Origin of the sequence: Halomonas sp. LBP4 (genome assembly GCF_003202205.1) — a bacterium.
Taxonomy (GTDB): domain Bacteria; phylum Pseudomonadota; class Gammaproteobacteria; order Pseudomonadales; family Halomonadaceae; genus Halomonas; species Halomonas flagellata.
Genome location: NZ_PDOG01000005.1, coordinates 40809 through 53456, shown reverse-complemented (window position 1 = coordinate 53456; position 12648 = coordinate 40809). Strand labels below are relative to the sequence as shown.

15 protein-coding genes are annotated in these 12648 nt (G+C 61.5%); 3 read left to right on the top strand and 12 right to left on the bottom strand.

The annotated features are described in order from the left end of the window. Positions 1-4: 4 nt before the first annotated feature. The 6 genes from CR157_RS16605 to CR157_RS16580 all read right to left on the bottom strand — a co-directional run bounded on the left by CR157_RS16605 (position 5) and on the right by CR157_RS16580 (position 5158). Entirely contained in the window at positions 5-688 is a 684-nt protein-coding gene (locus CR157_RS16605; RefSeq protein WP_110284656.1) for a hypothetical protein, read from the bottom strand. A 496-nt stretch (positions 689-1184) separates the two neighbouring features. Continuing rightward, positions 1185-1532 (bottom strand): helix-turn-helix domain-containing protein, encoded by a 348-nt coding sequence (locus CR157_RS16600; protein WP_110284655.1) that lies wholly within the window; start codon positions 1530-1532, stop codon positions 1185-1187. Beyond that, positions 1533-2783 carry a ParB/RepB/Spo0J family partition protein gene (locus CR157_RS16595; RefSeq protein ID WP_110284654.1) on the bottom strand — a complete coding sequence of 417 codons (1251 nt, stop codon included), beginning with the start codon at positions 2781-2783 and terminating at the stop codon, positions 1533-1535. Further along, complete coding sequence (locus CR157_RS16590; protein WP_110284653.1) at positions 2780-3553, bottom strand: ParA family protein; 774 nt, start codon at positions 3551-3553, stop codon at positions 2780-2782. Before CR157_RS16590 ends, CR157_RS16595 begins: the two co-directional genes overlap by 4 nt. Before the next feature lie 170 nt (positions 3554-3723). Next, complete coding sequence (locus tag CR157_RS16585) at positions 3724-3930, bottom strand: hypothetical protein (RefSeq protein ID WP_219999964.1); 207 nt, start codon at positions 3928-3930, stop codon at positions 3724-3726. Further along, positions 3917-5158 (bottom strand): hypothetical protein, encoded by a 1242-nt coding sequence (locus CR157_RS16580; RefSeq protein WP_146218708.1) that lies wholly within the window; start codon positions 5156-5158, stop codon positions 3917-3919. The genes CR157_RS16585 and CR157_RS16580 overlap by 14 nt, the downstream gene beginning before the upstream one ends. A gap of 170 nt (positions 5159-5328) precedes the next feature. On the opposite strand from CR157_RS16580, the gene CR157_RS16575 reads away from it, so the two are divergent. Then, on the top strand, positions 5329-5766 hold the full coding sequence (locus CR157_RS16575) for a LexA family protein (protein ID WP_110284650.1): 438 nt from the start codon (positions 5329-5331) through the stop codon (positions 5764-5766). Further along, positions 5763-6245: a Y-family DNA polymerase gene (locus CR157_RS16570; protein WP_110284649.1), complete on the top strand. Its 483-nt coding sequence runs from the start codon at positions 5763-5765 to the stop codon at positions 6243-6245. Before CR157_RS16575 ends, CR157_RS16570 begins: the two co-directional genes overlap by 4 nt. 217 nt (positions 6246-6462) lie before the next feature. On the opposite strand, the gene CR157_RS16565 is transcribed toward CR157_RS16570, so the two are convergent. The 4 genes from CR157_RS16565 to merT all read right to left on the bottom strand — a co-directional run bounded on the left by CR157_RS16565 (position 6463) and on the right by merT (position 9672). After that, positions 6463-7332, bottom strand: coding sequence for a sterol desaturase family protein (locus CR157_RS16565; protein WP_258364210.1), 870 nt, complete (start codon positions 7330-7332; stop codon positions 6463-6465). Positions 7333-7438: 106 nt separating this feature from the next. Beyond that, complete coding sequence (gene merA, locus CR157_RS16560) at positions 7439-9088, bottom strand: mercury(II) reductase (RefSeq protein WP_110284647.1); 1650 nt, start codon at positions 9086-9088, stop codon at positions 7439-7441. Further along, the gene (gene merF / locus CR157_RS16555; protein WP_110284646.1) at positions 9081-9308 is read right to left on the bottom strand and encodes a mercury resistance system transport protein MerF; all 228 of its coding nucleotides are present in this window, start codon (positions 9306-9308) and stop codon (positions 9081-9083) included. Before merF ends, merA begins: the two co-directional genes overlap by 8 nt. Before the next feature lie 13 nt (positions 9309-9321). Next, complete coding sequence (gene merT, locus CR157_RS16550) at positions 9322-9672, bottom strand: mercuric ion transporter MerT (protein ID WP_110284645.1); 351 nt, start codon at positions 9670-9672, stop codon at positions 9322-9324. A 72-nt stretch (positions 9673-9744) separates the two neighbouring features. Here merT and merR point away from each other — a divergent pair, with 72 nt between their 5' ends. Further along, positions 9745-10197, top strand: coding sequence for an Hg(II)-responsive transcriptional regulator (gene merR / locus CR157_RS16545; protein ID WP_110284644.1), 453 nt, complete (start codon positions 9745-9747; stop codon positions 10195-10197). Here the strand turns inward: merR and CR157_RS16540 are convergent. Together CR157_RS16540 and CR157_RS16535 are read right to left on the bottom strand one after the other, a co-directional pair. After that, complete coding sequence (locus CR157_RS16540) at positions 10166-10774, bottom strand: class I SAM-dependent methyltransferase (RefSeq protein ID WP_110284643.1); 609 nt, start codon at positions 10772-10774, stop codon at positions 10166-10168. The genes merR and CR157_RS16540 overlap by 32 nt on opposite strands. Before the next feature lie 52 nt (positions 10775-10826). Beyond that, positions 10827-12428, bottom strand: coding sequence for a multicopper oxidase family protein (locus CR157_RS16535; RefSeq protein WP_110284642.1), 1602 nt, complete (start codon positions 12426-12428; stop codon positions 10827-10829). Between the last annotated feature and the right edge of the window lie 220 nt (positions 12429-12648).

The following is a 12648-nucleotide window of genomic DNA, read 5'->3' as shown; positions in this document are numbered from 1 at the left end:
CAGTTCAGGCCCGCGAACACCTCCCCTTGGACTGGTGCTGGCGCACCGCCACATGGCTATTGGGGGGTGGCCTGTGGCCAAGCTCACACGCCTGCTTCTTCTGAGCAGGGGTCAAGGTGTGCCAGAAGCGCCAGACACGCCAGGTAGCCAGGCTGCGCATCTCCATCTGATCCGTCTGGCGACGCAGATAGATATGGAACTTGGCGGGCTCGGTGTCGATCCCTTCCCGCTCTATCGCATCGAAGAAGATGGCCGCATGGCGAGGGGTCAAGTGACCGGTCTGCTGGTAGTGCACCAGGGCCTCGGCCAGCAGATCATTGGTGTCTCGCATGACAACGATCAGCAGTCGAGAGACAACCGCGTCACGTAACATGCCCTGGATCGTGTCGTTGATGTGACGTTCAGCGGCTTGCTGGTTGAGAACCACGCCATTCTGCTCGACACGGAAGGCGTGGCCCAGGATACATCCGGAACCTACCCAGATGCGCCGCCGATTGTGGGCATTATCGAGGCGAAAGCGAAAGCGCTGATGGCTGGCCTTGCACAGCTCACAGTAAGCGATCGGCATCTCATAGTCATGGCACAGGCCCGCGTAGCGCCACTCAGCGAGGGCCTCGATACGCTGGTTTCTTGTCGATAGCTCCAACAGGGTTTGCTCTGTCCTGGAGCCCAGATGGCAGTTGCTCACCGTCCCTCCTCAGCTTCTGGTACATCTGGATTGTGTTGCGTCAGGCAGGCCACCTCGGAGGCCTTTACGTCGCAGCGACGGCGCCACTGGGGCTGAGAAAAGTAAGTGGTTCCTCGGCTCAGCACATTGTAAGGGATTGTGATGGGACGTTACACCATGCACTCAGTCGATCTTCGTACGACATCAGCCAATGGCATGTAAGCCTTCTCCTACATCCCGCGACAGGGTAACCCGACACTCCTCAATAGGCCTTGAGACACTCACCCTTCGCAGAGGAAAGCCTCACTGTCGGCCTATCGTCACCATCAACAGTATCGCCATTTTATGGTTACACAAGCACCGAATAGTGCTTGAGATCACGTGCTGTCTCCATGATACAGCGAGGTGTGGAGTAGTCAGGAAAGGATGAGGCTGCTGGCGATGTGAGAGCGACCAGCAGCCTCAGGGGCAGCACAACACTGAGGAGAGCTGTGTGCCCTCTCAGTGTAACATCGTTTCAACGAGTCTGAGTTGACGGCCCTCTGCGCTCTGCGACCTCGTCTTCGGCCTCATCCCCCCGCTTGATATGTCCGAAGGTGCGTCGGAACGCCTTGGCATCCAAGACGCCCCAGTTGCGCAGCTCGTAGTAGCCTGACCCTGACGGCGTCGTGCTGACCGGGTGGATATAGCGAAGGTCGATGGCCAACTCCTGCCTCAGGGTCGTCATGAGTCGACGGATCGTGGTTTCCGGTATCCCCGTGTGCCGATGCAGATCGGACATCGTCGGCTCCTTGAGCTCGGCCAGGGCATTGACCAGGGCGTAGCGTCGCCGACAGGGATTACTGAGTCCTTCGGTCATGGTCATTCAGCCCACCGCCCTCACAGAGGTGATCGTGATCGACTCCGCCGGCACTCTAACAGGCTTCTCATCGCCATCCTCGTTCAGCATGACCCAGACATAGCCGTCCTCTTCATCGACGCGAGAGGTCATGACCCAACCGGGCTGGAGCTCGCCTTCAACACCGTCAAGCTCACACTCGCAGTAGACTCGGCTCGCCTCGGGGGCCAGCTCTTTCCACCCCTGGCCCTTGGCTGCCGTTTTCGGCTTGGCTAGTCCAGCCGCGGGTTCCGCCCCGGCACCACGGTCGCTTGCTGGCTGCTCATCGCTCTGCTCCGGCGGACCCGCGGGCGATTGGTTGGCACCCTGCTCTGACGGTGCTTCCTGCTTAGCCGCCGGACCCGTCGTGGGCGCTTGATCCTTAGACGGCGGCCGTGGGGCGGGATCAGCGTTCCCCTCCCCCGTCTCACTCTCGTGGCCACCAGGCTCTTCCAGCAAAGTGCCTTTACCGACCCCTTTTCCCGGGCGCTCTACCGGGGCCTGGGATGCCTCCTGGGGCGTGCCGGCCATGAACGCGTCCTTGGGACGCTGGCCGTCAGCCTTGGCCTTTTTCGCCACCCGCAGCCATTCCCGGGTCTCGCGGCGGGAGAGACCTTCCTCGGCCTTGGCCTGGTCACAGATATCATCAACCCACTCGGGGTCAAGATCCTGCAGCTGGCGCAGGTTGTTCAGGGTCTCGGGGTCGGTGACCAAACCGGTGTCGTAGAGGCGCTCCCTGAGGGTGTCCTGCAGCTTTAGGAGAGAGAGATGCACAGCCACATAGGTCAGGGGCTTGCCCAGCTTCTTGTGGATCTCGCGCTGGGACATGCCACCTTCGTCGACGAAGCGGGACAGCGCCTCAGCCACTTCCATGGGCTCGAGGTCCTCACGCTGGATGTTCTCGGCAAGCTCCCCGCTGAGCGCCTCGAGAGGCTTCTCATGCCGGTTGTTGACGATGGCGGTCACCTTGATGCCCAGCAGCTGGCAAGCACGCCAGCGGCGCTCCCCCTTCTGGATCGTGTACTTCCCCTTGTTGTTCTTGGGTGAGACGATGATCGGCTGCTGTTGGCCGGAAATCTTGATGGACTCCGCCAGCTCCTCGATCCGGTTGAACTTCTTGCGGGTTTGGGCGCGAGACACCACGTCATCGGTATCCAGCGTCAGGACATTCTGGCCAGTTTCTTCCACCAGGTTGGCGGCCTGAACGATGCTGTCCAGGCCTCGCATGCTTGAGCTCATTTCAGGCGCTCCTCAATTTCATCCATCAGTGCGGCGACTTCCTTGGCCGCCACATGGGCATAGGTCAGCGAGGTGATCGGCACACCCTCGTCGATCGCGGTATCGATCGGTGGCCGGCGAGCCAGGTGATTGTTGAGCACCAGCCCACCCAGCACCTTACGGAACTCCAGGGCATTGCGGTTCTGACGCTTGGCGCCGGGCTCGAGCATGTTGATGAAGGTTCCAGCGAACTTGAGCCCCTCGTTGTACTGGGCCTTGACGCTGGCAATGGTGCCGAGGATGCCTTCGATGCCATCGATCGCGAAGCCGGACAGTTTGACGGGGCTGATCACATGCGTGCTCATGGCCAATGCTGCCACCAGCGTGACGCCGAAGTTCGGGGGGCAGTCGATGATCACCACATCGTAGTCATCGAGCAGTGCCCAGCAGTTGTTGCGAAATACCAGGCAGTCATCCAGCTCCGAGCTCTGGATCGCATACAGGCGAGCGCAGTTCTTGGGCGTCGGGATGAGGTCAATGCCTCGGGGACAGTGGGTCACCTCGAGCTGTTCAAGATTCGGGGTATAGAGATCGGCCGCCGTGGTCGACGCCAAAGGCACGGGTTCTCCATCGTCCCCGAGGATCAAGCGGGTCGTGGTGTTGCCCTGGGCATCGTTGTCGATGACCAACACCCGCCGCCCCTTGTTCGCCAGGTGCTGCGCCAGGAAGATCGTGGTGCTGGACTTCCCGACCCCACCCTTATGGGACGCCACGGAGAGGATTCTACTCATCACTGGCTCCTACCTGAGATATTGGGTCATGCTGGCCACAGCATAGCACCATATTTTGGCGCTGCGATACCCATATCATGCCCATTGCTCGCCCGATACATGGCGTGCGAAGGGCACAAAAAAGCCCGCGATGGGGGTCGCAGGCTCGTCACGCTCGAAGGTATAGCCCATCAGTCCACGCCCAGAAGCTCCTGGCGGTGCTTGCGGATGGTGGCTTTGGAGGCCTCATTGGCGGCTCTGAGGGTTTCCGCCACCTTCTCCTTGGATGCAAAGGACTTCCCCTTGAGGCTGGCGGTGCCCAGGGTGACGTAGCGCCCCGAGCGCGTCCGGGAGCGCAAGATCTTGCGGTCGGTGTTCTCGCGCTTAGTCGCTACCATCGCCATCTTGGCTCTCCTTCTCAGGGGTGGATGTAAGATCCATCGGCACTTCAGTATACGCCGTGAGCGGGTTGCCTTCCAGCTCGTCTACTTTCTGTCGCACCCAGCATAGTCGATACAGCAGGCTTACGAAAGGCACCATCTGGTGGTTAAACATGAGCGCCCGCTGATCTCCTTCCATGATGCCGGGGCTATTCCTGTAAATGGAAACGACTGCAATGACGGACTCTTCACCTCCAACAGGATCATAACCCACAACGGGCATAGAGAAGATACTTCGTCCACGAGTATCATTATTATAGTACGCTCCCACCTTCTTCCTTGCCAGCTCCCCGTATTCCGTCATTGTTCCCGCTATTGCCCGGGAGTCTTTAACGTGTGAGAAATCAATATCTATTAATGTCTGCGGGGCCCCGGGGAGATTATACCCAACACCTCTCTCACCATGCTTATAGCCAAGGCATAATGGTTTAAGGCTATCCACCTCCGGCACGCCAACGTTCGTGCTGTTCGTTGTCAGGTTGAGATCAAGAACGAGTAGGTTATCGACGGCGGAGAAAAACATCCCTGCATTTTCACAGTCCGAAAGCCTCTCAGCGGCCTCCCAGAGGATTGCCTGCTGCTCCCGGTCGGGATACTCGCTCGGGTCCTTCAGCCACATGATATTAGCTGAGTACGTTACATCCCTGTAGGTGTGCGGCTGATCGAAGTGCAGCGCCAGGTTGATCATGGAGTCCAAGACCATCCTTATGATGAGGTTGATATCTCCTCGCTTACCGGCAACGGAGCTGCCCTCCCCCTCGTCTCGGCTTGTAAGAATGTCTTCGAGTGACGATGCGTAGACAACATCAGTCTCAAAGCTCATATCTCTGAAAGAGGATGACGATCTTCGTAGGAAATCTTTTGGTGGCATCGTGCTAGCCACCTCTCTGACACTTTCGATGTCCTCATGCAATTCATTTCGATCATGCTTTGCTCTAGCGTAACTGAAGTATTCACGACACGCAGCCACTACGGCAACCGATATGAATAGCACCCAGAAGCCTATTGCCGGCCTTGTCATGGCACCATCAGTAAACTCCCACGCCTTCAACCAGGTAATGGGCGGCGACTCCTGGATTTCTTTAAGGAAAGCGGATAACACGACACCAACAAGCACACTCCCGATAACAACCCAGGCACTAGCGAAAGGACCACTCAGCAGGCGGGCCGCTTTACTGTTCTTCATTGATCCAGCTTCTCCCTTGAGCAAATGGCGGCCTTGTTCCCAGCATGGCTGCCAGCTTCGCATGAACCGCCGACAATGCAAGCCGGCCTCCGGTCGCGCCGCCATTCCCTTGCCGGAAAGGGCGCCTCTCCTTATCCTGTATAAAGATACAGCACTTTGGAGACATCCGCATGCCCGCTGACATTCTGGGCCCCCTCGCCATGGCCGGGGAGCCCGCCAGGCTCTCCCTCTACCCCGAGGCGAGCTGCGGTTTTCCCTCACCGGCGGAAGCCTGGAGCGAGCCTCCCCTGTCTCTCGACGACCTGGTGCGGGTACGGGAGCCTTCCACCTTTTTGGTTCGAGCGCGTGGGGACTCGATGATCGAGGCGGGCATCTACCCCGATGATGTCCTGGTAGTCGACCGTGCCCGCCAGGCACGCAGCGGGGATGTCGTGGTCGCCCGAGTGGGCAGTGAGTTCCTGGTCAAGACGCTCGTCATCGACGGTGACCGAGTCTCCCTGGTGCCGCAGAACCGCCACCACCGACCGATCGTGCTCGGTGACGGCGAGGAGCTCGAAGTGTGGGGCGTGGCCACCTGGAACCTCCATCACCTGGGGAGCTCGCCATGAGCCCCCTGCCCCCGCCCTCCCGGGCCATCGGCCTCGTGGACTGCAACTCGATGTACGCCTCGGCGGAGGCCATCTTCCGTCCCTGGCTGCGAAATTCCGCGATCGTGGTGCTATCTTCGAACGACGGTAACGCAATTGCCCGCAATGCCGCGGCCAAGGCTTTGGGCATCCCCATGGGGGCGCCTTGGCATGAAATCGCCCCGCTCCACCGCCGGGGAGAGATCGAGGTTTTCAGCTCCAATTTCGCCCTCTACCAGGATGTCTCCGATCGCATCATGACCCTGCTCGCCCGGCTGGCGCCGGCGACAGCCCCTTACAGTATCGATGAGGCCTGGGTGGACCTCAGCGGCCTCGAGGGAGACCTGGAGACCTGGGGCCACGAGACGCGTGCAACCGTGCTGCAGCAGATCGGCATGCCCGTGGGTATCGGCATCAGCGTCAACAAGACCCTGGCCTTATCCGTAGAAAATCAAACCTGACTCAAAGCTCTATCAAATCTGTTTCCTGACTTGTGCAAGTAGTGATACCAATAAGACGTCAGCATAGGGTAGAGAACTTAGGAAACTCACATAGGTCCGACGAACAGTCTTACCTAATGCTGTCCAGGAACAGGCACGTACGGTAGGTGTGGCGGCACTGACTGGCTATCACGACACGGATACCTGAAGATAAAGACGCTTCCAGAACGCGTGAGACTCACGACGAAGTCCGCTTCACATCGCTTGGGCCACTGAGAAACGGCTGGAGCAACATGCGATCCAGCCTGAGGTCGCGCGCCTCCCGAAAATCCTCGATACCGAGCGTCATGCCGAGATGACCGGCGGCGGGCTGGTCGCGGTAGGTGTAGAACAGGCGATCCCACCAGGGCAGGTTGAAGCCGAAGTTGCTGTCAGTTTCCCGCCGTACGATCGAGTGATGCACGCGATGCATCTCCGGCGTCACCACGAACAGCCGCAGGCGCCGGTCGAGCCACCCGGGCAGGCGCACATTGCCATGGTTGAACATGGACGTGGCGTTGAGTACCACCTCGAAGATCAGCACCGCCAGTGCCGGCGCGCCCAGCACCACTACCGCGGCGAGTTTGATGCCAATCGAGAGCAGAATCTCCAGGGAATGGAAGCGCAGTCCCGTGGTCACATCGAATTCAAGATCGGCATGATGCATGCGGTGCAGTCGCCACAACCAGGGCACGGCGTGGAACAGCCGATGCTGGAAGTAGATGACCACATCCAGCGCCACGAATGACGCCCCCACAGCCAACCACTCCGGTGCCGAGAGCTCATTGAATACCCCCCAACCCCGCTCGGTCGCGACAAGAGCGGCTCCGACTGCCGCCAGCGGGAAGAGCAGGCGTACGGCCAGTGTGTCCAGTGCCACGATCATCAGGTTGTGCGGCCAGCGTTGCCAACGGCGATAACGCTGTGTCCGGCGTGGGGCGACGATCTCCCACAGCGCCATCGCCACCAGGACCCCAGTAAAGATTCCGAGCCGAATCACCGGCTCATGCGTCATTATCGTATCGACCATGCGGTCACCAGATGCCTTATGGGATTGCGCTGTGGGCATCAAATATCATCATCCCGCCCTCAGAAGGCGGCATGCTCGTCATGATTGCCCCCTTGGCATACCATGATGCCAACTATGGGTAGCACCAAGATCAAGCTCAGGCCGCTCACCCGGCACAGCATGACAACTGCGTCACATCCTTGGTGAAGGTCTGGGCACAGAGCTTGAGGCCTTCCACCATGGTCAGGTAGGGAAACAGCTCATCGCCGATGGCCTGCACGGTCATGTGTGCGCGCAGCGCCATCACTGCGGTCTGGATCAGCTCACCGGCTTCCCCCGCCACCGCCTGGACGCCCAGCAACCGCCCCGAGTCGCGTTCGGCCACCATCTTGATGAACCCACCGGTGTCGAAATTCACCAGCGCACGCGGCACGTTCTCCAGATCGAGCACGCGGGGCTCCACGCTGAAGCCCCGCTTGAGTGCCTCGGCCTCCGTCAGGCCGACGGTGGCCACCTGGGGGTCGGTGAAGATCACCGCCGGCATGGCACTGAGGTCCAGGGTGGCCTCGCCCCCGGTCATGTTGACGGCGGCTCGGCTGCCCCCGGCGGCGGCGACGTAGACATACTCCGGCTGATCGGTGCAGTCACCGGCGGCATAGAGGCCGGGTACGGTGGTTTGCAGGTGCTCATCCACCAGAATCGCGCCACGCGCGGTTTCCACGCCGATGCTCGCCAGGTTCAGCGCCTCGGTGTTGGGTGTCCGCCCGGTGGCCACCAGCAGTTGATCCGCCCGCAAGGTGCCGGCGTTCGTGTCGAGAATGAATTCATTGTCGGTGAAGTCCACGCGGCTCGCCTGGGTCTGCTTGAGCACCTCGATGCCCTCGCGGCGAAACGCCGCCTCCACCGCGTCCCCCACCGCCGGGTCTTCCCGAGACAACAGGCGGCTGCGGGCCAGCAGGGTGACCTGGCTGCCCAGCCGGGCGAAGGCCTGGGCCAATTCCAGGGCCACCACCGAAGCGCCGATGACGATCAGCCGCTCGGGAAGAGTGTCCAGTGCCAGCGCGCTGGTGGAGGTCAGATAGGGGGTCTCCGTCAGGCCCGGCACCGGCGGTTCTATCGGACGGGCGCCGGTGCCGATAAAGGCGCGATCGAAGCGGACGGTCTGCTCGCCGCCTTCATTCAGACTGACCGTCAGATGCTGGGCATCGACGAACCGGGCCTCGCCGTGCAGGACCGTGATGGCGGGGTGGTCGCGCAGAATTCCCTCGTACTTGGCGTCACGCAGCTCCTCGACACGTCGCTGCTGTTGCTCGAGCAGCTTCGCCCGGTCCACCACCGGCGCCTGGGCGCTCAGGCCTGAATCGAAGGGACTTGCCGTGCGCAAGTGGGCAATATGGGCCGCGCGGATCATGATCTTCGAGGGCACACAGCCGGTGTTGACGCAGGTGCCACCGAGGGTGCCGCGTTCGATCAGGGTGATGCGGGCCCCACGCTCGGCGGCCTTCAGGGCCGCCGCCATGGCGGCGCCGCCGCTGCCGATGACCGCGATGTGCGGGGCGTCTTCATCGCGGCCCTTGGAAACCGATGCGCCTGCCGGGGAAGGTATCCCACTGTTGACCAGTCGGGCCTGGTAGCCAAGTCGGGTCACGGCGAGCGTCAACGCCGAGGCCGGTGTACCCGGATCAACGGCTACCGACGCCGTCCCCTGTGGATAGGATACCTCGACCGACTGCACGCCGGGCAGTTTCTCCAGGGCTTCCCTGACACGGGCCGCACAGCTGTCACAGGTCATGCCACTCACGTTGAGTTCAATCATCACGTTTCTCCGAGTCTACATGGGGACAGCCGGCGTCCTGCTTCCGCTTGCGGTGTCGAGCGTAGAGAGATAAGCCGATGACGATGGCCAGGGCCAGGGCAGCCAACAGCACGTAGTCGAGATAGCCTGTCAGCGCGGCCAGGCCCGCCGTGCCGAACAGAATCAGGGCTATTGGCACGACGCAACACAGCACCATCATGAGGGCGATACGAGCTTTCATGGGGAACCTCCTCTCAATAGAACCAGGGCAACGTGTAGGGAAAGACCAGCGCGATCAGTATCAGCAGCGATACGAGCCAGAACATCACCTTGTAGCCCGTCCTGACACGTGGCACGGCACATAGCTCACCTGGCTGACACTGTTCCACGGAGCGGAAGATCCGGCGCCAGGCGAAGAACAGCGCCACCAGCGCCACGCCAAGGAAGAGCGGGCGATACGGTTCCAGGGCCACCAGGTTGCCGATCCAGGCGCCGGAAACTCCCAGCATGATCAGCACCAGCGGGCCGAGGCAACACGCTGAGGCCAGGAGGGCCGCAATCCCTCCGGCAGCCAGGGGACCTCGCCCCGTTTTCGACTTCCGCATTGACGTTTCTCCTTTCAGGACAGGGGCACTACGATAAGGTTAATTCCGTAGTTGGATACGGAGTCAAACGTCATGAAGAGACATGTAGATAGAGTGGCGGACACCATGACCATTGGCGGCCTGGCGAAAGCGACTGGCGTCCATGTCGAGACCATCCGGTATTATCAGCGCCGCGGGTCACTCCCGGAGCCGGAACGTCCTTCCGGCCGTATCCGTCGCTATGGCGCAGCCGACGTGGCGCGGCGGACCTTCGTCAAAACCGGACAGCGGCTGGGCTTCAGCCTGGACGAGATCGCCGAGCTGTTGCGATTGGAGGATGGCACTCATTGCCAGGAGGCCAGCACCCTGGCCGAGCATAAACTGCGGGATGTACATGAGAAGATCGCCAGTCTCCAGCGTATCGAGCGGACACTGGCCGACCTGGTACATGCGTGTCATGAGCGGGAGGGAAGTATCACCTGCCCGTTGATCGCATCATTACACGAGGGCTTGATCAACGGGGAACAGCGGCCCCCCAGAAATTGAAACCAGCAAACCTCGGAACCTTCGGTAGATAACCCGTCTCCATCCGCTGGATAGCAAAGCCGGCGTGTTCGATGAGCTCGGGTATGTCGCGGTTGAGATTGCAGCCCCCCGCCACCTTGCGCCACAGGGGATTGACGCGATCCTGCCACTTGCGCACGGCCTCATCGGGTGCCGTGCCGTGTTCACAGAACAGCAGCTGACCGCCCGGCTTGAGCACCCGACGTATCTGCTCAAGCGCACGGTGCCAGTCCGGAATCGTGCATAGCGTGTAGGTGAGCACCACGCTATCCACGCTATCGTTCTCCAGGGGGATCTCCTCGCCGGGCAAATCCAGCCAGCGCACCTCGAACGGTGCGCCGGCGACATTGCGGCGCATGCCCTCGGAAGGCTCGAGCCCCCAGACCAGTTCGACCTGGTGCGAATCGTAGTGGGGAATGTTGAGTCCGGATCCCATGCCCACCTCCAGGACACGACCTCGTGCCGCCGGCACCACTGCCGCCCGCTGTCGATCGACCACCTTGTTGCCGCACGCCAAGTGGAGGAGATGTGGCAGAATGCGATTCTCGTAAAAGGACATCTGGTCTCGCCGTTCCTTGTGGTCATTGCATGATCGAAACGCGGCCGGTTCACTATGCCACCACTCTGAAGTAGCGCATCATGCCGGTATCTTCGTGCTCCATATTGTGGCAGTGGTACATATATAGCCCCTCGAAGTTTTCGAAGATCAGGGCGATACGCACCCGCTCCTCGGGGAACACCAGCACCGTATCATGCAGCCCCGCGTCGATGATCCCATCGTGCAGGTCGGACTTGCCACCCGCCGGTATCCGCTCCTGGATCCGGAACTGCAGGCCATGGACGTGAATGGGATGCGGCATCATGGTGTTGTTGACGAACTCCCAGATTTCCGTCTGCCCCAGCCGGACGATCTCGTCGTCCGCCACCGTCGTGCCTTCCATCCGCCGGCCGTTCATCGTGAAGCCTTGCATCATGCGCATGCCCAGCTCGAAGCGGCGTACCGGCGTATCGGCCTGTACCGGGGAGGCCGGGAGGTCCTGGGCGAGACGTTCCGGCAGGGTTCCGGAATCGTTCGCCCGGGCGACGATATCGAACGTGACCAGCGAGAGCCGCTCGCTCCCCATCATCTCGCCCATCCGCTCGTCCATCATTCCTTGGCCCATCATGCCTCCGCCACCCATCATTCCCCTGCCGCCCATCATGTCGAGTTCGTACTCCTCGCTCACGAGCTGTACGGATTGTCCCGGCTCGGTATCACCGAAATCGACCCAAAGATCGATCCGCTGGGCCGGCGCCAGCGTGACCGAGCGACGCTGCTCGGGTCTGGAGAGCAAGCCACCGTCGGTGCCGATGACGGTCACCGCTCGGCCGTCGTTCCAGGCCAGCTTGTAGATGCGCGAGTTGGAGCCATTGAGCAGACGCAATCGGTGAGGCTGCGTCGCCACCTCGCGGCGCGCGTCCGGATGACCGTTCACCAGCACCCGCTCGCCCCGAAAACCGCGCATGCGGGTCATCATCCCCCCCATGCCGCCGCCGATGTACTGAAGTTCGTTGCTATCGGTAAAGGTACGGTCCTGCAGGATGAGGACCAGCTCCCGTTCTCCGTCGGGAAGCCCGAGGGCACGCTCGGTGTCGTCGCTGATGATCAGTGGACCGGCGAGGCCGGCGTAGCTCTGAAAGCCGACCCGGCCACCGTCAGGGCCGTGGGGATGGGGGTGGTACCAGTACAGGCCGGCACGATCCACGACATCGAATGCCACCGTCGTGCTCGTCGCCGGCTCGATCGGCAGGCGCGGCTGACCGTCCACCTCCGGCGGCACATGTAGGCCATGCCAGTGGACGGTGGTGTCTTCAGGAAGATCGTTGTCGATGCGCACACGCAGGCGCTGGCCGCGACGCAGACGGATCAGCGGGCCCGCATAGCTCTCGCCCACAGGCGTCAGGGTCTCTTCGGGCCCAGCGAGACGCTCGGCCGTGTACCGCCAGACGTTGCTCGGCGCACCCGGCAGGATGGAGACTTCATCGGGATGGGCGCGCAAGCGCAAGTCAACGTCGAAGGGGCCCTCCATGGCCATTGACGTGGGCTCGGACGCCGCCAGCGCACCGGGGCGGAACCCTCCGAACCACCCCCCGGCCCCCGCCAGAGTCGACAGCGCCGCCACACCACCGAGTCGGCGTAATACCATGCGTCGCTGCAGGTCAACATAAGCCATGATGCCCTCCTCCTCTTCTATGGAAGTTATGGTGGTGGCTCCCACTCATAGGTTGGCGGCACGGAGCCGTAGTGCGTTGGCGATGACCGAGATCGAGCTCAGGCTCATCGCGGCGGCGGCATACATGGGGCTGAGTAGCCAGCCGGTGAACGGAAACAGCACCCCGGCGGCCAGGGGCACCCCCAGGCTGTTGTACACGAAGGCGAAAAACAGATTCTGG

Excerpts from the sequence above, each read along its gene's own strand:
- CR157_RS16580 (WP_146218708.1), bottom strand. The coding sequence starts at position 5,158 with ATGAAGAACAGTAAAGCGGCCCGCCTGCTGAGTGGTCCTTTCGCTAGT.
- CR157_RS16600 (WP_110284655.1), bottom strand. The coding sequence starts at position 1,532 with ATGACCATGACCGAAGGACTCAGTAATCCCTGTCGGCGACGCTACGCC.
- CR157_RS16540 (WP_110284643.1), bottom strand. The coding sequence starts at position 10,774 with ATGTCCTTTTACGAGAATCGCATTCTGCCACATCTCCTCCACTTGGCG.
- CR157_RS16570 (WP_110284649.1), top strand. The coding sequence starts at position 5,763 with ATGAGCCCCCTGCCCCCGCCCTCCCGGGCCATCGGCCTCGTGGACTGC.
- CR157_RS16585 (WP_219999964.1), bottom strand. The coding sequence starts at position 3,930 with ATGGTAGCGACTAAGCGCGAGAACACCGACCGCAAGATCTTGCGCTCC.
- CR157_RS16535 (WP_110284642.1), bottom strand. The coding sequence starts at position 12,428 with ATGGCTTATGTTGACCTGCAGCGACGCATGGTATTACGCCGACTCGGT.
- merT (WP_110284645.1), bottom strand. The coding sequence starts at position 9,672 with ATGCGGAAGTCGAAAACGGGGCGAGGTCCCCTGGCTGCCGGAGGGATT.
- merR (WP_110284644.1), top strand. The coding sequence starts at position 9,745 with ATGAAGAGACATGTAGATAGAGTGGCGGACACCATGACCATTGGCGGC.
- CR157_RS16575 (WP_110284650.1), top strand. The coding sequence starts at position 5,329 with ATGCCCGCTGACATTCTGGGCCCCCTCGCCATGGCCGGGGAGCCCGCC.
- CR157_RS16565 (WP_258364210.1), bottom strand. The coding sequence starts at position 7,332 with ATGCCCACAGCGCAATCCCATAAGGCATCTGGTGACCGCATGGTCGAT.
- CR157_RS16595 (WP_110284654.1), bottom strand. The coding sequence starts at position 2,783 with ATGAGCTCAAGCATGCGAGGCCTGGACAGCATCGTTCAGGCCGCCAAC.
- merA (WP_110284647.1), bottom strand. The coding sequence starts at position 9,088 with ATGATTGAACTCAACGTGAGTGGCATGACCTGTGACAGCTGTGCGGCC.
- CR157_RS16590 (WP_110284653.1), bottom strand. The coding sequence starts at position 3,553 with ATGAGTAGAATCCTCTCCGTGGCGTCCCATAAGGGTGGGGTCGGGAAG.
- merF (WP_110284646.1), bottom strand. The coding sequence starts at position 9,308 with ATGAAAGCTCGTATCGCCCTCATGATGGTGCTGTGTTGCGTCGTGCCA.